The sequence below is a fragment of the Caenimonas sedimenti genome (genome assembly GCF_007833165.1).
GTDB classification, from domain to species: Bacteria; Pseudomonadota; Gammaproteobacteria; order Burkholderiales; family Burkholderiaceae_C; genus Ramlibacter; species Ramlibacter sedimenti.
Window position 1 is genome coordinate 67,504 of the sequence record NZ_VOBQ01000022.1, and the last position, 16,562, is coordinate 84,065.

A 16,562-nucleotide genomic window follows, 5' to 3' on the forward strand; every position below is an offset into this window, starting at 1 on the left:
CGGCGCCGGCTCTTCCCTCTATGCTTCTGATTCCCGCGATTGACCTGAAAGACGGGCACTGCGTGCGCCTGAAACAGGGCGACATGGACCAGGCCACCACCTTCAGCGAGGACCCGGCTTCCATGGCGCGCACCTGGCTGGAACGGGGGGCCCGCCGCCTGCACCTGGTCGACCTGAACGGCGCCTTCGCCGGCAAGCCGCAGAACATGACGGCCATCCGGCAGATCCTGAAGGCGGTGGGCGACGACATCCCGGTCCAGCTGGGCGGGGGCATCCGCGACCTGGACACCATCGAAAAATACATCGACGCCGGCCTGCGCTACGTGATCATCGGGACGGCGGCGGTCAAGAACCCCGGTTTCCTGAAGGATGCCTGCACGGCGTTCGGTGGCCACGTGATCGTCGGTCTCGACGCCAAGGATGGCAAGGTCGCCACCGATGGCTGGAGCAAGCTGACCGGCCACGAAGTGGTCGACCTGGCCCGCAAGTTCCAGGACTGGGGCGTCGAATCCATCGTCTACACCGACATCGGCCGCGACGGCATGCTCACCGGCATCAACATCGAGGCCACGGTCAAGCTCGCGCAGTCGCTGACGATCCCCGTCATCGCCTCCGGCGGGCTGTCCAACATGGCTGACATCGAGAAGCTGTGCGCCGTCGAGGGCGACGGCATCGAGGGCGTCATCTGCGGTCGCGCCGTCTACTCGGGCGACCTGGATTTTGCCCAGGCCCAGGCCCGCGCGGACGAATTGAACGGCTGACGGGCGGAGCGGCCGGGCGTGCTGCGGACCCTGGCCATCGCCAACTACCGCTCGCTGCGGCAGCTGCTGGTGCCGCTCGGGCGGCTCACCCTGGTCACGGGGCCCAACGGCAGCGGAAAATCCAGCGTCTACCGGGCCTTGCGGCTGCTCGCGGAAACGGCACACGGCGGTGTCACGCGTTCCCTGGCGCGGGAAGGCGGGCTGGAATCGGTCCTGTGGGCCGGGCCGGAGCAGATCTCCCCCGCCATGCGCCGCGGCGAAGTGGCGGTCGAGGGCGCACGGCGCCGCCATCCGATCCAGCTGCGAATGGGCTTCGCGGGCGAGGCGGCCGATGACTATGGCTACGCCATCGACATCGGCCTGCCGGTGCCGATTCCCGGCGGCTCGTTGTTCGACCGCGACCCGGAAATCAAGACCGAAGCCGTGTGGAGCGGCCCCTTGCTGCGCCCCGCCACCAGCCTGGTCCGGCGGCACGGTGCCCTGATCGAGACGCGTGGTGACAAGGGTCGCTGGAATGGCGTGGAACGCCTCGTGCCACCCTACGCGAGCATGCTGGCGGAGTTCGCCGACCCGCGCACCGCGCCCGAAATGCTCACCTTGCGCGAACAGATCCGCGGCTGGCGCTTCTACGACCATTTCCGCTCCGATGCGCTGGCGCCCGCCCGTTGGCCGCAGGTCGGCACGCGCACGCCGGTGCTGGGGCACGAGGGGAGCGACCTGGCGGCAGCCTGGGCCACCATCTGCGAGGTCGGCGACGACGACGCACTCGACGCCGCGGTGGACGACGCTTTCGCGGGGGCCCGCATCGAAGTTCGCGTGCTGGAAGGCCAGTTCGAACTGCTGATGCACCAGCCGGGCCTGCTGCGCCCGCTGCGCGCCGCCGAGTTGTCCGACGGCACGCTGCGCTACCTGCTGTGGATCGCCGCCCTCCTGACGCCCCGCCCGCCGCCGCTGCTGGTGCTGAACGAACCCGAGTCCAGCCTGCATCCCGACCTGCTGCCGGCGCTGGCGCGGCTGGTCGCGCGCGCGGCGCGCGAGTCGCAGGTGGTCGTGGTTTCGCACGCGGCCCGCCTGATCGCATCGCTGGAAGACGCCGCGCCGGAAGACTGCCGCTCCATCGTGCTGGAGAAGGAGCTCGGCGAGACGCGGATCCTGAACCTGGAGGACGAGGACGTGCCCCGCTGGGAATGGCCGGCCCGCTAGAGGTGCCGCCTAGAATCCAGACATGCTCGCCAAACGCATCATCCCCTGCCTGGACGTCACCGGCGGCCGCGTCGTCAAGGGCGTCAACTTCGTCGAATTGCGCGATGCCGGCGACCCGGTGGAGATCGCGGCCCGCTACAACCTGCAGGGTGCCGACGAACTCACCTTCCTCGACATCACGGCCACCAGCGACGGCCGCGACCTGATCCTGCCGATCATCGAAGCGGTGGCCTCGCAGGTCTTCATTCCGCTCACTGTCGGCGGTGGCGTTCGCACCGTCGAGGACGTCCGCCGGCTGCTGAACGCCGGCGCCGACAAGACCAGCTTCAATTCCGCCGCCATCGCCAATCCGGACGTGATCGAGGCGGCGTCCGCCAAGTACGGCGCGCAGTGCATCGTGGTCGCCATCGACGCCAAGCGGCGCAGCGACGAAGAGGCGGCGACGCGCGGGCCGGGCTGGGACGTCTACAGCCACGGCGGGCGCCGCAACACCGGGCTGGACGCGGTGGCCTGGGCGACGGAAATGGCGCGCCGCGGCGCCGGCGAGATCCTGCTCACCAGCATGGACCGCGATGGCACGAAGGCGGGATTTGACCTGGCGCTGACGCGCGCGGTCAGTGATGCCGTGCCGGTGCCGGTGATCGCCTCGGGCGGCGTGGGCAACCTCGAGCACCTGGCCGACGGCATCCAGCAGGGCGGCGCAGATGCCGTGCTGGCAGCGAGTATTTTTCATTACGGCGAATTCACCGTGGGCCAGGCCAAGGCCCGGATGGCGGAACGCGGCATCCCAGTGAGAATCTAGGACAATGGGCCATGGAGTGGCTCGACGAGGTCAAGTGGGACAGCCAGGGGCTGGTGCCCGTCATCGCGCAGGAGGCGTCCTCGGGCGATGTGCTCATGTTCGCCTGGATGGACCGCGAGGCGCTGCGGCGCACGGCCGAGACCGGCCAGGCCGTCTACTACAGCCGGTCGCGCGCCAAGCTGTGGTTCAAGGGCGAAGAGTCGGGCCACGTGCAGCAGGTCCATGAAGTCCGGCTGGACTGCGACAACGACGTCGTCCTGCTGAAGGTCACGCAGCATGGCCACGACCCGTCGATCGCCTGCCACACCGGCCGGCACAGCTGCTTCTTCCAGCTTTACCGGGATGGCGCCTGGCAATCCGTGGAGCCGGTCTTGAAAGACCCCGCGGCCATCTACAAGTGAAATCGATGAACGACGTGGATTCCCTGGCCCGCCTGGCCGACGTGATCGAGGCCCGCAAGCCGTCCAACGGGGGCGACCCGGAGGCCAGCTACGTCGCTCGCTTGCTCGCCAAGGGCCCGGATGCCTTCCTGAAGAAGATCGGGGAGGAAGCCACCGAGGTCGTGATGGCGGCCAAGGACGCCGACCATGGCGGCGACCGCGCCAAGCTGGTGGGCGAGGTGGCCGACCTGTGGTTCCATTGCATGATTGCGCTGGCGCACTACGGCTTGCGGCCCGCTGACGTGGTGGCCGAACTGCGCCGCCGCGAGGGGCTGGGCGGGCTGGAAGAAAAGGCGTTGCGCAAGGCGCGCGCGCGTGAAGGCAGCGGGGAATAACTCCCCCCAATGAGGAGCGGACATGTCGGAAACCGATTTCGCGGCGTTCACCACCAAGTCCCCCGAGGACCGCACGATCATGCACGTCCTGTACGGCCTGCACACGATCGCGTGGGTCAGCGGGGGCACCCTGGCGGTCATTGCCCTGATCGTCAATTACATCAAGCGGTCCGACGAAACGGACGCCATCTACGCCAGCCACCACAACTACATGATCAGCACCTTCTGGTGGACCGTCTTGTGGCTGCTGGTGACGATGCCGCTGTGGCTGCTGTTCGTCTTCCCGGGCTTCATCGCCTACGCCATCGTGGGGCTGTGGTATCTCTACCGCTGCATCCGGGGCTGGCTGCGTTTCAATGACAACCGTCCCCCAAGATGAGCCACGATCCCGACTGCATTTTCTGCAAGATCGTCGAGGGCAAGATCCCTTCGCGCAAGGTCTACGAGGACGACGACATCTATGCGTTCCACGACATCCACCCCTGGGCGCCAGTCCATTTCCTGCTGATCCCCAAGCAGCATGTGGAGTCGATGACGCACGTGGATGGCTCCCACGCCGCCATGCTGGGGCGCATGATGAGCCTGGTGCCCCAGCTGGCCGCGCAAGAGGGCTGCCGGCCCTACCCGGAAGGCGGCTTCCGGCTGGTGTGCAACACCGGTGACGACGGCGGCCAGGAGGTCAAGCACCTCCACTTCCATGTGATCGGCGGCCCGCGTCCCTGGCTCAAGGGCTGAAGGCCCCTGGCCCCTGGGGCTGAACTTCCCCCGCCCGACTAGAATCAACCGGTTGTTAGGAGAGATCCATGGGTTCATTTTCCATTTGGCACTGGCTGGTCGTGCTGTTGATCGTGGTGCTGGTTTTCGGCACCAAGAAGCTCAAGAACATCGGGACCGACCTCGGCGGGGCCGTGAAGGGCTTCAAGGACGGCGTGCGCGACGGCAACACCACGGCCGATGCGGCGGTGCCGCCGTCGGGTCAGGTGACAGGCGCGCAGCCGCCGCAGGCCGACAAGACGACCATCGACGTCGAAGCCAGGAACAAGTCCTGATCCGGTTTCCGTGATCGACCTCGGCCTCTCCAAGATGGCGCTGATCGGCGCCGTGGCCCTGATCGTCATCGGGCCGGAGAAACTGCCGCGCGTCGCCCGCACCGTGGGCACGCTGCTGGGCAAGGCGCAGCGCTACGTGGCCGACGTCAAGGCGGAGGTCAACCGCTCCATGGAGCTGGATGAGCTGAAGAAGATGAAGGAGACCGTGGAGAGCGCGGCACGCGACGTCGAATCTTCCGTCTCCACGGCCGCTTCCGACTTCGAGAAGGACTGGCAGGACGCGACGTCGACGGCCAGCACGGCGCTGGCGCCACCGCCTTCGTTTCCCGAGTACAAGCACCCGAAGAAGAAGTGGCGGTTGAAGCAGGGCGCCATGCCCAATTGGTACAAGGCCCGGGCCGGCGTCCGGACCAAGGCGCTTTCCGGCGCCGCTCGTGTGGCAAAGTACCGCCCGCATCAATTGTGAATCCCCCCCGAAGCGCCTGCGGCGCCTCCCCCCTCTGGGGGCGCCACCGGCGGCCCGGCAAAGCCGGTTCCGCGGTGGCCCTCGAAATCTGAAAAATGGCTACTGAACCCGAAGATGAGCTCGCGGGCACCGAACAGCCGTTCGTTGCCCACCTGGTCGAGCTGCGCGACCGGCTCATCAAGGCCGTCATCGCCATCGCCATCGTGGCTGTGGTCCTCGGCGTCTACCCCGGCCCGGGCGCGCTCTACGACATCCTGGCCGCTCCGCTGATCGCCCACCTGCCCAAGGGCGCGACCCTGATCGCCACCTCGGTGATCTCGCCGTTCATCGTGCCGCTGAAGATCCTGCTGATGACGGCTTTCCTGATCGCCCTGCCGGTGGTGCTGTGGCAGGTGTGGGCCTTCGTCGCGCCAGGCCTCTACTCGCACGAGAAGAAGCTGGTGCTGCCGTTGGTGGTCTCCAGCACGCTGCTGTTCTTCATCGGCGTGGCGTTCTGCTACTTCTTCGTGTTCGGGCAGGTGTTCTCGTTCATCCAGAGCTTCGCGCCGAAGAGCATCACGGCGGCGCCCGACATCGAGGCCTACCTCACCTTCGTGCTGACGATGTTCATCGCGTTCGGCTGCGCCTTCGAGGTGCCCATCGTCGTGATCGTCCTGGCCCGCATGAACATCGTGCCGGTGGAGAAGCTGAAGGAATTCCGCGGTTACTTCGTCGTGCTCGCGTTCATCATCGCGGCGGTGATCACGCCGCCGGACGTCGTGTCGCAGCTCGCGCTGGCGATCCCGATGTGCCTGCTCTACGAGGTGGGCATCTGGGCCGCGCAGATTTTCATCAAGCACACCAAGGCGCCGGAAGACAAGGCCGCCGAAGAGGCGAAAACCTGAGCCTTCGCCGTGCCGCTGGACGCGGCTAGCGTTGTGGGGTCTGCTGCTGCCGTGGCTTGGGCCGCTTGCCGGGCGTCACCGTCATCTCGGTGCCTTCATCGCGGCGCTGCACCTTGAACTGCGTCGCCGTCCCGGGCTTCAGCCCGGCCACGGTGCTGAGCAGTTCGGACACGTTCCCGATGTCCTTGCCGCCGACCTGCACGACCACGTCGCCCGGGCGCATGCCGGCCTGGGCCGCCGGGCCGTTCTGCAGCACGCCGGTGATCAGCACGCCCTTGCGCGCCTTCACGCCGAAGGTCTCCATCAGCTCCGGCGACAGGTCGGCCGGCTCGACCCCGATCCAGCCGCGGGTGACGACGCCGTCCTTCACGATGCCTTCCAGCACCAGCTTGGCGGTGGACACGGGAATGGCGAAGCCGATGCCCATGCTGCCGCCCGAGCGCGAGTAGATGGCGGTATTGATGCCCATCAGGTGGCCGTTCACGTCCACCAGGGCGCCGCCCGAGTTGCCGGGATTGATCGCGGCGTCGGTCTGGATGAAGTTCTCGAACGTGTTGATGCCCAGCTGGTTGCGGCCCAGCGCGCTGACGATGCCGCTGGTCACCGTCTGGCCGACGCCGAAGGGGTTGCCGATGGCCAGCACCTGGTCGCCCACTTGCAGCGCGTCCGAGTTGCCGAGGGTGATCACGGGCAGGCGGTCCAGCGTGACCTTGAGGATGGCGAGATCGGTTTCGGGGTCGGTGCCGATCACCTTGGCCTTGACCTTGCGGCTGTCGTTCAGGGCCACCTCGATCTCGGTGGCGCCTTCGACCACGTGGTTGTTGGTGAGGATGAAGCCTTCGGAGCTGATGATCACGCCGCTGCCCAGCCCGGCTTGCGGTGCGCCGCCCTGGTCACCGAAGAAGAAGCGGAACCAGGGGTCGTTGGAATTGCCGCGCTCGGCGCCCTTGCTGGTGTTGATGCTCACCACCGCCTGCGAAGCCTTCTGCGCGGCCTGCCGGAAACTGCCGACAGGCGCCGCCGCGCCGGGGGCGCTCGGTGCGCTGGGGGCTTCGATCAGGGGGACGCCCGCTGCGCCGCTGGCCACGGATCGCGTCGCCACCCAGTCGGGCTTCAGCGTGACGACGACGAAATAGGCCGCCAGCAGCACCGTGACCGCTTGCGAAAAGACCAGCCAGAAGCGACGCATACGCTCGATGTCCAGGGGAAACCCCAAGTGTAGACGGGCCTTGCCCGCCGCGGGCTTCAGCCGGCGGCGCGCCGCAAGGCGGCGTGCGGAATCTCCTTCGCCGGGCGGCCGCGCGGCCCCAGGTCGGCTTGCTCGACCGGGACGGCGTATCCCGTCGCCGGATTCAGGATCGCGGCGCGCGAGCGCATGCCCCGCGCGGCTTCGGCCAGGTGTTCGGCATCGTGCAGCACATCCTCGGCTTCCGCCCGCCCCGGCGGCAGGTGCACCACGCCGACGCCGATGTCCGGGCGGATTTCGACGCGTTCGCCGCCGAGCCCGGTCACTTCGATCGGCCGCCGCAGGCTGGAGGAAACGCGCAGCCCGAGGGTGCGCAGCCAGGCCGGCGAATCGATGGTCTCGACCAGGCAGATGAAGCAGCGGTCCCAGTAGCGCCCGACAGGGTTCACCACGCCCACCTGGCGCTGGATGCGGCCGGCGATGGCGATGTGCATCTCGTGCACGCCGCTCGCGCCCACCTGGGCGGCGATGCGGTCGACGTCGAACACCAGCACGGCGATGACCGCGCCGTCGCGCCGCGTGCGCTGACGGCGGCGCAAGGCTTCGATGAGCCGGTGCACGACGGCTCGCCCGCTCGCCACCCGTGTCACGGGATCCAGCGGCAGGAGGCTGCTGCCGGGCTCGCGGCTGGCCTTCCATTCGTGGCGGTCGCGCCGCCACAGCACGAAGCCGGTGAAGGCGTTGCTCAGGGCCGCGCAGAACGCGAACACCGCCTGGGCGGCGATTCCGACGTGAAGGTGCATGGCCTGCGCGTACAGGCCGGCGATCGCCGGCAGGGTGAGGAGGCAGCCGGCGGCCATCACCGGCGCCAGCCGGTCGCCCATCCCCCAGGCCCGGACGGCGAACCAGAGCATCATGCCGCTGCCCAGCAGGGACAGCCCCGCTGCCGCCGGCAACTGCTGGGCGCGGGGCAGGGTGAACGCGGCCACGGCCGCCAGCGGCAATGCCAACGCCGACAGGCGCAGGCCGACCGACATCAGCCGGTCGCGCTGGCGGGCGCCGAGCCAGCCGCGGATCCAGAAGGTGGAGAGGCCGACGCACAAGGGGCCGGCCAGCACCTGCAGCACGTGCAGGCGGTGCGGATCGGGCCGCAGTGTGGGCGCCAGGACGCCGCTCAGGATGAGCACGAACACGAAGACGATCACGTGGTAGGTGGCGCCCCGCAGCAGCGAAAGGCTGGGGCGGGCCGCGAGGTCCGCCAGCCGGGTCGCCGCCACGGCGGCGATGGCCCCCAGCGACATGCTCCAGATCATCAGTTCCATGGCGCGCATCTGCATCTCCTCGTCTTGCGGACGATTGTTCGATGGCCAGGCGGTGCATTCCAGGGAAGTAGCCGTTGCAAAATGGGTGACTTCCGACCACTCCCCAAGATGACGCAACGCCAAGCCCTGCTGCAAGCCTTCGACGCCCTGCTGGCGCCGGAACGGTTCAAGGACTACGGGCCGAACGGCCTGCAGGTGGAGGGCAAGGACGGCATCGAGCGCATCGTGTCCGGGGTCACGGCAAGCCGCGCCCTCATCGAGCAGGCGATTGCGCAGCGCGCCGACGCGGTGTTCGTGCACCACGGCCTCTTCTGGCGCGGCCACGACGGGCGCGTCACCGGCTGGCTGAAGCAGCGCCTCGCCTTGCTGCTGGCGCACGACATCAACCTGTTCGCCTACCACTTGCCGCTGGACGCCCACCCGGTGCTGGGCAACAACGCCCAGCTGGGCGAGCGCCTGGGCCTGCGTGCGGACGCGCGCTTCGGCGAGCAGGACCTCGGGTTCCTGGGTGGACGCGCCGATGGCGGCAGCTTCGGCGACGGCGCGGCGCTGGCGGCGCATGCCCAACACGTCCTCGGCCGCGCGGTGGTCCTGGTGGCTGGTACCGACCGGCCGATCCGCCGCGTCGCCTGGTGCACCGGCGGCGCGCAGTCCTATTTCGAAGATGCCATCGCGGCCGGCGCGGACGCCTTCCTGACCGGCGAGATCTCGGAGCCGCAGGCGCACTACGCGCGCGAGTGCGGAGTGAGCTTCCTGGCCTGCGGCCACCACGCCACCGAGCGCTATGGCGCACCGGCCGTCGCCGCGCACGTGGCTGCGCAGCTGGGCCTCGCGCACAGCTTCATCGACATCGACAACCCCGCATGACTCGCCCGATCGCCATCACGATGGGCGATCCGGCGGGGATCGGGCCGGAGATCATTGCCAAGGCATTTGCCGAAGCGCCCGAGTTGCTGCAAGGCTGCTTCGTGGCCGGCGATGTCGAGTGCATGCGGCGCGGCGCCGCGCTGGCCGCGATGGGGCGGATCGCGCTGCCGGTCGCGGCAATCGCCGCCTCGGCGGAATGTCCGGCCGTGCCGCCGGGCTGCATCCCGGTCCTGCCGGTGGAGGCTGGCCGCCGGCCGCTGCCGCCGCTGGGCCGGGTCGACCCCGCAGCCGGGCGCGCCGCGGCGCAGGCCGTGCAATGGGCGGCGCGGGCCGCGCTGCGCGGTGAGATCGCGGCGCTGGTGACGGCTCCATTGAACAAGGAGGCCCTGGCGGCCGCGGGCCTGGCGTTCCCCGGCCATACCGAATTGCTCCAGGCGGAGGCCGCGGCGCACCGCGGCATGACGGCGGCGCAGATGCCGGTGCGCATGATGCTGGCCAACCGCGAGCTGCGCACGGTCCTCGTGAGCATCCACGTTTCGCTGCGGGAGGCGATCGAGGCGGTCACTTTCGACAACGTGCTGGTCACCTTGCGTATTGCCCATCAAGCCCTTTCCGCGGCTCTTGGCCGGTCCCCCAGGCTGGGGGTTGCCGGCCTCAATCCTCACGCGGGCGAGGGGGGCCTGTTCGGGCGCGAGGAGCTGGAGATCATTGCGCCCGCGATCGCTGCGGCACGGGGCGAAGGGATGGATGCCCACGGCCCGTTCGCGCCGGACACGGTGTTCATGCGCGCCCGCACGGGCGAATTCGACGCGGTGATCGCGATGTACCACGACCAGGGCCTGATCCCGGTCAAATACCTGGGCGTGGAGCAGGGCGTGAACGTCACCCTGGGCCTGCCGCTGGTGCGGACCAGCCCCGACCACGGCACGGCCTTCGACATCGCCGGCACCGGCCGGGCCAGCGCGGCCAGCCTGATCGAGGCCATCCGCGTGGCCCGCCAGCTGTCCGGCTCGGCTTCCTAAGGCTTGCGCAGGCTGTCGCGGATCTCACGCAGCAGCAGCACGTCCTCCGGCGGCGGCGCCGGTTCCGCCGCCTTTTCGGCATGCGCGTGTTCCCGGCGCAACCGGTTGATCTGCTGGACCATCAGGAAGATCACGAACGCCAGGATCATGAAGTTGACGACAACGGTGATGAAGTTCCCCCACGCGAACACCGGCACACCCGCCTTCTTCAGCGCGTCCAGCGTCATCGCCGTGCCCGGCGGCACCGAGCCCAGCACGAAGAAGAAGTTGGAGAAATCCAGTTTGCCGACGACGGCGCCGATGCTGGGCATGACCAGATCGTTGACCAGCGAGTCGACGATCTTGCCGAATGCCGCCCCGATGATGACGCCGACGGCAAGGTCGACCACGTTGCCCTTGACGGCAAATTCCCGGAATTCCTGCAGCATGCCCATGTAGCCCTCCTGGTTTGCAACCTGGCGCGCAGTATGGGGCAGGCGCGGGCGGGTGGAACCAGGCCGAAACGCTCCGCTACAATCGCGGGTTGACCCCAATTCAGCGAAGATCCTCGAGGACCCCATGAGCAATTCCACGGTGGACGCCAGCAAACGGACGTGGCTGATCGCGTCCGGTTGCGCTGGCGCGATCGGCGGCGCTTTCACGGCCGTGCCGTTCGTCAGCAGCTTCCAGCCCTCCGAACGCGCCAAGGCTGCCGGCGCCCCGGTCGAAGTGGACATTTCCGCGCTCAAGCCCGGCGAAAAGATGACGGTCGAGTGGCGCGGCAAGCCGGTGTGGATCATGCGCCGCACGCCGGAGCAGGTGGCCGCCCTGCCGAAGCTCGATGGCCAGCTGGCCGACCCGAAGTCGGACCGGACCGCCTACCCGACGCCCGAGTACGCCAAGAACGAAGCCCGTTCGATCAAGCCGGAAATCTTCGTTGCCGTGGGCATCTGTTCGCACCTGGGCTGCTCACCCACCGACAAGCTGCAGGCCGGCCCCCAGCCCTCGCTGCCCGACGACTGGCAAGGTGGCTTCCTGTGCCCGTGCCACGGCTCGACCTTCGACCTGGCCGGCCGCGTCTACAAGAACAAGCCCGCGCCCGACAACCTCGAGGTGCCGCCGCACATGTACCTGTCGGATACCCGCCTGCTGGTCGGCGAAGACAAGAAGGCCTGACCACCATGGCTGAATTCAAGGAAATCTCCCCCAACGCCAGCGCGGTCGACAAGGTGGAGAACTGGTTCCACAACCGGTTCCCGTTCGCCTTCGACTTCTACCGCGACCACATGTCGGCGTACTACGCGCCGAAGAACTTCAACTTCTGGTACTTCTTCGGCTCGCTGTCGCTGCTGGTGCTGGTGATCCAGATCGTCACCGGCATCTTCCTGGTGATGCACTACAAGCCGGACGCCGGCATGGCCTTCGCCTCGGTCGAATACATCATGCGCGACGTGCCCTGGGGCTGGCTGGTGCGCTACATGCACTCCACCGGCGCCTCGGCCTTCTTCGTCGTCGTGTACCTGCACATGTACCGCGGCCTCATCTACGGCAGCTACCGCAAGCCGCGCGAGCTGGTGTGGGTGTTCGGCTGCGCGATCTTCCTGCTGCTGATGGGCGAGGCCTTCTTCGGCTACCTGCTGCCCTGGGGCCAGATGTCCTACTGGGGCGCGCAGGTGATCGTGAACCTGTTCGCCGCCATTCCTTTCATCGGTCCGGATCTGGCCCTGCTGATCCGCGGCGACTACGTGGTGAGCGACGCCACGCTGAACCGCTTCTTCAGCTTCCACGTGATCGCCATCCCGCTGGTGCTGCTCGGCCTGGTCGCCGCGCACATCCTGGCGCTGCATGACGTCGGCTCCAACAACCCCGACGGCGTCGAGATCAAGGGCCCGAAGGCGCCCAAGGACGAGAACGGCAAGCCGCTGGACGGCATTCCCTTCCATCCGTACTACACGGTCCACGACATCTTCGGCGTGGCCGTGTTCCTGATGGTGTTCAGCGCCATCATCTTCTTCGCCCCGGAAATGGGCGGCTACTTCCTGGAGTTCAACAACTTCATCCCGGCCGACCCGCTGAAGACGCCGCCGCACATCGCGCCGGTCTGGTACTTCACGCCTTACTACTCCATGTTGCGCGCGACCACCGACGTGATGATCGACGTGCTGTGCGTCATCGCCGCGCTGGGCGCGCTGCTGGCGGTCTGGAAGGTGCGCATGCCGGGCATGGCGAAGGTCGCCGTCGTCGTGTTTGCGCTCGTCGCCATCGGCCTGCTGAAGGTGTTCGACGCCAAGTTCTGGGGCGTGGTCGTGATGGGCGCCTCCACCATGATCCTGTTCGCCCTGCCATGGCTCGACCGCAGCCCGGCCAAATCGATTCGCTACCGCCCGACGTGGCACAAGTGGATGTACGGGGTCTTCGTGGTCAACTTCATCGTTCTCGGCTACCTCGGCATCCAGCCGCCGTCCGACCTCGGCACGATCGTGGCGCAGGCCGGCACCCTCTACTACTTCGGCTTCTTCCTGCTGATGCCGTGGTGGAGCCAGCTCGGCACCTTCAAGCCCGTGCCCGAGCGCATCACCTATGCGGCGCATTGAAGCGGGAGCGACCGGAATGAAGCAACTGATCCTCTCCCTCATGCTCGCCTGCGGCCTGCTGGCCGGGGCGCACGCGGCCGGCGGCGAAGGCGTGGCCTGGGACAAGGCGCCCAGCCGCGTGAACGACCTGCCGGCGCTGCAGAACGGCGCCAAGCTGTTCGTCAACTACTGCCTGAACTGCCACTCGGCCGCCTACATGCGGTTCAACCGCCTGCAGGACATCGGCATTTCCGAGCAGCAGATCAAGGACAACCTGCTGCAGGGCACCGACAAGGTCGGCGACGTCATGAAGGCGACGATCGACCCGAAGGACGCCAAGGACTGGTTCGGCGGGACCCCGCCCGACCTGACGCTGATCGCCCGCTCGCGCGCCGGCCACGGCGGCACCGGCGCGGACTACCTGTACACCTACATGCGCACGTTCTACCGGGATCCGGAGAAGGCGACCGGCTGGAACAACCTGGCTTTCCCCAACGTCGCCATGCCGCACGCGCTGTGGGAACTGCAGGGCGAGCGCCAGCCGCAGTTCGACACCATGAAGAGCCATGGCCACGACGTGAAGGTGTTCAAGGGCTGGAAGCAGGTGAGCCCCGGCACCATGACGCCGTTGCAGTACGACGAAGCCGTGGGTGACCTCGTGGGCTACCTGCAGTGGATGGCCGAACCCAGCCAGAACACGCGTGTGCGCGTTGGCGTGTGGGTGCTGCTCTTCCTCGGGGTCTTCACCGTGATCGCCTGGCGCCTGAACGCGGCGTTCTGGAAAAATATATAGGTAACGGACGAAAACGCGGTCCGGCGTTGCCGGACACGCGGACTTGTCGGAGTGGGCTCCTTCTTTGGACCCACTCTTTTTAGCTTTAAAGGACACACAAAATGATGGTGCTTTACTCGGGAACCACCTGCCCCTTCTCCCACCGCTGCCGTTTCGTGCTGTTCGAAAAAGGCATGGATTTCGAGATCCGCGACGTCGACCTGTACAACAAGCCGGAAGACATCAACGTGATGAACCCGTACGGCCAGGTGCCGATCCTGGTCGAGCGCGACCTGATCCTGTACGAGTCGAACATCATCAACGAGTACATCGACGAGCGCTTCCCGCATCCGCAGCTGATGCCCGGCGACCCGGTCGATCGCGCCCGCGTGCGCCTGTTCCTGCTCAATTTCGAGAAGGAACTGTTCGTGCACGTGTCCACGCTCGAGTCGCGCGCGGCCAAGTCGAACGAGAAGGCGCTGGAGAAGGCCCGCTCGCACATCCGCGACCGCCTCACGCAGCTGGCGCCCGTGTTCCTGAAGAACAAGTACATGCTGGGCGAGAACTTCTCGATGCTCGACGTCGCCATCGCGCCCCTGCTGTGGCGCCTCGATTACTATGGCATCGAGTTGTCCAAGAACGCCGCGCCCCTGCTCAAGTACGCCGAGCGCATCTTCTCCCGGCCGGCCTACATCGAGGCCCTGACGCCGTCCGAGAAGGTGATGCGCAAGTAAACCTGGGCGTGCCGCGGCCACCGAGCATGAACGCCCTGGAATCCACGTCGACCCGCCCGTACCTGATCCGCGCCCTGTACGACTGGTGCACGGACAACGGCTTCACGCCCTATGTCGCGGTGCTGGTCGACGACACCGTGCAGGTGCCGCGCGAGTACGTGAAGAACGGCGAGATCGTCCTGAACATCAGCTTCGACGCGACCAGTTCGCTGAAGCTGGGCAACGACTTCATCGAGTTCAAGGCCCGGTTTGCCGGCTCCGCGCGCGAAATCATGGTGCCCGTCAACCGGGTGATCGCGATCTACGCGCGCGAGAACGGGCAGGGCATGGCCTTTCCGGTGCCCGTCCCGTCGGCCGGCGGCGAGGAACCCCCCAAGCAGCCCTCGCCGCTCACCAGCGTCCCGGCCGCGGGCACGGCGCAGGACGAGGGCAAGGTCGTCCAGCTCGTGACGCCGGAGGCCAGTGCGCCTCCTGATGACGAACCGCCGCGTCCCCCAACCGGACCGCGCCCCGCTCTGAAGCGCGTGAAGTAGGTTTTAAACCCCGCAGGGGCACCCGGACCGACCGTAGCATCGCGCAGGGCGGTCCCTCCATGACGAAGGCCGGATTCACTCCGGCCTTCGTCATCTGATCTAATTAGCCACTCTGAAAACGCGCAGCGTTTTCAGAGTGAAGCGAAGCCGATTTAGCTCAGTTGGTAGAGCAACCGCCTTGTAAGCGGTAGGTCGTCCGTTCGATTCGGACAATCGGCACCAATCTCCCTGCCTCCCAGGACCCGAACTGCGCCGTTGGTCGCACGCCACCGAAGCTCTTGCTTACTTTCGGGGGCTTTCCAGTTTCAGGCGAATTGAGGTAACCTCCCATCCCCGGCTGTTGAGCTGGCTTTGCAGGATCGGCAGGATCTGGCGGAGCTTGGCGGCCGCGGCGCTGCCTTCGACCAGCAGGCACCAGGAGGTCCCCTCGATGGGCCCCGGCCGGATGCTGGCACGCAGCGAAGCAGGGATGGATGGTTCGATCGCCTTGAATCGCTCGCCGGATTCGCGCGCCAGCTGCGTGAGCCGGGCCAGCGTTGGCGATGCCTCGGCCGCCTCGTGCACGGGCACGGCTGGAAGGCGTCGGTTCATGGGCAGTGTCGCAAAAAGATGAGGGGACTTCGGTGCATTTCATTATCACGGATGCGTGGCTCGCCAAAAGCCGCGCGGTCCACCTGAGCGGAACGAAACTCGTCCTCGCGCTTTTCACCCTGTCGCTGGCCCTCATGATGTTGGCCGCGGGTCTCTACCACTGGGTGTTCCTGAAGGGCGCGCGGGAAGGCTGGCCGGTCATCGGCACGCTGGTGAAACTGGTCGTCAAGGACGAATTCGAGCAGCGCGACCGCTTCATGCGCGAGAACCTCGACGCCATGGCGCGCAAGCTGGGCGAGATGCAGGCCAAGATGGCCCAGCTCGAGGCGCTCGGCGTCCGGGTGTCCGGCCTGGCGGGCGTGAACCCCGAGGAGATCAAGAGCGCTCCGGGCCGTGGCGGCGTGCTGGTCGAAGGCCGGTCGCTCACGATGGAGGAGCTGCAGGCCACCCTGTCCGACCTGGACCAGCTCTCCAACCAGCGCAACGACCTGTTCACGGTCATGGAATCGCGCCTGTTCGACCAGCGCATCAAGAAGATGATGATCCCGACCCAGCAGCCGGTCCAGGCCGGCAATCTGGGTTCGGCGTTCGGCTGGCGCATCGATCCTTTCACGGGGCGTTCGGCGCTCCACACCGGGCTCGACTTCCAGGCTGACCCCGGCACCCCGATCCTGGCCGCGGCCGGCGGCGTGGTGGTCACGGCCGAGGTGCACCCCGCCTACGGCAACATGGTCGAGGTGGACCATGGCAACGACCTGATCACGCGCTATGCGCATGCGTCCCGCCTGCACGTGAAGAAGGGCGATCTCGTCAAACGGGGCCAGAAGATCGCCGAAGTCGGCTCTTCGGGCCGCTCGACCGGCCCCCACCTGCACTTCGAAGTGATGGTGCAGGGCGTCTACCAGGACCCGAACAAGTTCCTGACCGCCGGGCGGGCCCTGCCTGCCTTGGCGGCGGTGGCCCCGGCCGCGGTCGCACCGGCGCCGGCCCTCCAGATGCCCTCCCGCAGGTAAAATCCCTGGCTTTGCCGCCACAGCCCAGCC

Annotated in this window: 22 protein-coding genes and 1 tRNA gene; 19 read left to right on the plus strand and 4 right to left on the minus strand. The window is 67.4% G+C overall.

Annotated features, from left to right (window positions below):
* Positions 1-20 precede the first annotated feature (20 nt).
* The 10 genes from hisA (at position 21) to tatC (ending at position 5,940) form a co-directional block, all read left to right on the plus strand.
* Positions 21-761, plus strand: a complete 741-nt coding sequence (gene hisA / locus FN976_RS24855) for a 1-(5-phosphoribosyl)-5-[(5-phosphoribosylamino)methylideneamino]imidazole-4-carboxamide isomerase (RefSeq protein ID WP_145896007.1) — start codon at positions 21-23, stop codon at positions 759-761.
* 18 nt (positions 762-779) lie between these two features.
* Positions 780-1,964, plus strand: coding sequence for an AAA family ATPase (locus FN976_RS24860; RefSeq protein WP_145896009.1), 1,185 nt, complete (start codon positions 780-782; stop codon positions 1,962-1,964).
* 22 nt (positions 1,965-1,986) lie between these two features.
* Positions 1,987-2,766, plus strand: a complete 780-nt coding sequence (gene hisF / locus FN976_RS24865; RefSeq protein ID WP_145896011.1) for an imidazole glycerol phosphate synthase subunit HisF — start codon at positions 1,987-1,989, stop codon at positions 2,764-2,766.
* A gap of 11 nt (positions 2,767-2,777) precedes the next feature.
* Positions 2,778-3,167 carry a phosphoribosyl-AMP cyclohydrolase gene (gene hisI / locus FN976_RS24870; RefSeq protein ID WP_145896013.1) on the plus strand — a complete coding sequence of 130 codons (390 nt, stop codon included), beginning with the start codon at positions 2,778-2,780 and terminating at the stop codon, positions 3,165-3,167.
* 5 nt (positions 3,168-3,172) lie between these two features.
* Positions 3,173-3,541, plus strand: coding sequence for a phosphoribosyl-ATP diphosphatase (locus FN976_RS24875; RefSeq protein ID WP_145896016.1), 369 nt, complete (start codon positions 3,173-3,175; stop codon positions 3,539-3,541).
* A 22-nt stretch (positions 3,542-3,563) separates the two neighbouring features.
* Positions 3,564-3,920, plus strand: coding sequence for a DUF4870 family protein (locus tag FN976_RS24880; RefSeq protein ID WP_145896018.1), 357 nt, complete (start codon positions 3,564-3,566; stop codon positions 3,918-3,920).
* Positions 3,917-4,276: a histidine triad nucleotide-binding protein gene (locus FN976_RS24885; RefSeq protein WP_145896020.1), complete on the plus strand. Its 360-nt coding sequence runs from the start codon at positions 3,917-3,919 to the stop codon at positions 4,274-4,276. Before FN976_RS24880 ends, FN976_RS24885 begins: the two co-directional genes overlap by 4 nt.
* Before the next feature lie 68 nt (positions 4,277-4,344).
* A complete protein-coding gene (tatA, locus tag FN976_RS24890) occupies positions 4,345-4,590 on the plus strand; it encodes a Sec-independent protein translocase subunit TatA (protein ID WP_145896022.1) in 246 nt (81 codons plus the stop codon).
* A gap of 10 nt (positions 4,591-4,600) precedes the next feature.
* Entirely contained in the window at positions 4,601-5,056 is a 456-nt protein-coding gene (tatB, locus tag FN976_RS24895) for a Sec-independent protein translocase protein TatB (protein ID WP_145896024.1), read from the plus strand.
* Positions 5,057-5,151: 95 nt separating this feature from the next.
* Entirely contained in the window at positions 5,152-5,940 is a 789-nt protein-coding gene (gene tatC / locus FN976_RS24900; protein WP_145896026.1) for a twin-arginine translocase subunit TatC, read from the plus strand.
* 25 nt (positions 5,941-5,965) lie between these two features.
* Here the strand turns inward: tatC and FN976_RS24905 are convergent, their stop codons facing one another.
* Together FN976_RS24905 and FN976_RS24910 are read right to left on the minus strand one after the other, a co-directional pair.
* Positions 5,966-7,129, minus strand: a complete 1,164-nt coding sequence (locus FN976_RS24905) for a trypsin-like peptidase domain-containing protein (protein ID WP_145896028.1) — start codon at positions 7,127-7,129, stop codon at positions 5,966-5,968.
* Between the two features lie 56 nt (positions 7,130-7,185).
* The gene (locus FN976_RS24910; protein WP_186511174.1) at positions 7,186-8,457 is read right to left on the minus strand and encodes a 7TM diverse intracellular signaling domain-containing protein; all 1,272 of its coding nucleotides are present in this window, start codon (positions 8,455-8,457) and stop codon (positions 7,186-7,188) included.
* A 99-nt stretch (positions 8,458-8,556) separates the two neighbouring features.
* On the opposite strand from FN976_RS24910, the gene FN976_RS24915 reads away from it, so the two are divergent.
* Together FN976_RS24915 and pdxA are read left to right on the plus strand one after the other, a co-directional pair.
* Positions 8,557-9,315, plus strand: coding sequence for a Nif3-like dinuclear metal center hexameric protein (locus tag FN976_RS24915; RefSeq protein ID WP_145896032.1), 759 nt, complete (start codon positions 8,557-8,559; stop codon positions 9,313-9,315).
* The gene (pdxA, locus tag FN976_RS24920) at positions 9,312-10,337 is read left to right on the plus strand and encodes a 4-hydroxythreonine-4-phosphate dehydrogenase PdxA (protein WP_145896034.1); all 1,026 of its coding nucleotides are present in this window, start codon (positions 9,312-9,314) and stop codon (positions 10,335-10,337) included. The genes FN976_RS24915 and pdxA overlap by 4 nt, the downstream gene beginning before the upstream one ends.
* Here pdxA and mscL read toward each other — a convergent pair.
* Positions 10,334-10,771: a large conductance mechanosensitive channel protein MscL gene (mscL, locus tag FN976_RS24925; protein WP_145896036.1), complete on the minus strand. Its 438-nt coding sequence runs from the start codon at positions 10,769-10,771 to the stop codon at positions 10,334-10,336. The genes pdxA and mscL overlap by 4 nt on opposite strands.
* A 124-nt stretch (positions 10,772-10,895) precedes the next feature.
* Here mscL and petA point away from each other — a divergent pair, with 124 nt between their 5' ends.
* The 6 genes from petA to FN976_RS24955 all read left to right on the plus strand — a co-directional run bounded on the left by petA (position 10,896) and on the right by FN976_RS24955 (position 15,150).
* On the plus strand, positions 10,896-11,492 hold the full coding sequence (gene petA / locus FN976_RS24930) for a ubiquinol-cytochrome c reductase iron-sulfur subunit (RefSeq protein WP_145896038.1): 597 nt from the start codon (positions 10,896-10,898) through the stop codon (positions 11,490-11,492).
* 5 nt (positions 11,493-11,497) lie between these two features.
* Positions 11,498-12,910, plus strand: a complete 1,413-nt coding sequence (locus tag FN976_RS24935) for a cytochrome b (protein WP_145896039.1) — start codon at positions 11,498-11,500, stop codon at positions 12,908-12,910.
* Positions 12,911-12,926: 16 nt separating this feature from the next.
* Positions 12,927-13,682, plus strand: a complete 756-nt coding sequence (locus FN976_RS24940; RefSeq protein ID WP_145896041.1) for a cytochrome c1 — start codon at positions 12,927-12,929, stop codon at positions 13,680-13,682.
* A 101-nt stretch (positions 13,683-13,783) separates the two neighbouring features.
* Positions 13,784-14,395, plus strand: coding sequence for a glutathione S-transferase N-terminal domain-containing protein (locus tag FN976_RS24945; RefSeq protein WP_061500777.1), 612 nt, complete (start codon positions 13,784-13,786; stop codon positions 14,393-14,395).
* A gap of 26 nt (positions 14,396-14,421) precedes the next feature.
* The gene (locus FN976_RS24950; RefSeq protein ID WP_145896043.1) at positions 14,422-14,928 is read left to right on the plus strand and encodes a ClpXP protease specificity-enhancing factor; all 507 of its coding nucleotides are present in this window, start codon (positions 14,422-14,424) and stop codon (positions 14,926-14,928) included.
* A gap of 146 nt (positions 14,929-15,074) precedes the next feature.
* A tRNA-Thr gene (locus tag FN976_RS24955) sits at positions 15,075-15,150 on the plus strand.
* 60 nt (positions 15,151-15,210) lie between these two features.
* Here the strand turns inward: FN976_RS24955 and FN976_RS24960 are convergent.
* Positions 15,211-15,519 carry a hypothetical protein gene (locus FN976_RS24960; RefSeq protein ID WP_145896045.1) on the minus strand — a complete coding sequence of 103 codons (309 nt, stop codon included), beginning with the start codon at positions 15,517-15,519 and terminating at the stop codon, positions 15,211-15,213.
* A gap of 32 nt (positions 15,520-15,551) precedes the next feature.
* On the opposite strand from FN976_RS24960, the gene FN976_RS24965 reads away from it, so the two are divergent.
* On the plus strand, positions 15,552-16,532 hold the full coding sequence (locus FN976_RS24965) for a M23 family metallopeptidase (protein ID WP_186511176.1): 981 nt from the start codon (positions 15,552-15,554) through the stop codon (positions 16,530-16,532).
* The last annotated feature ends 30 nt before the right edge of the window (positions 16,533-16,562 follow it).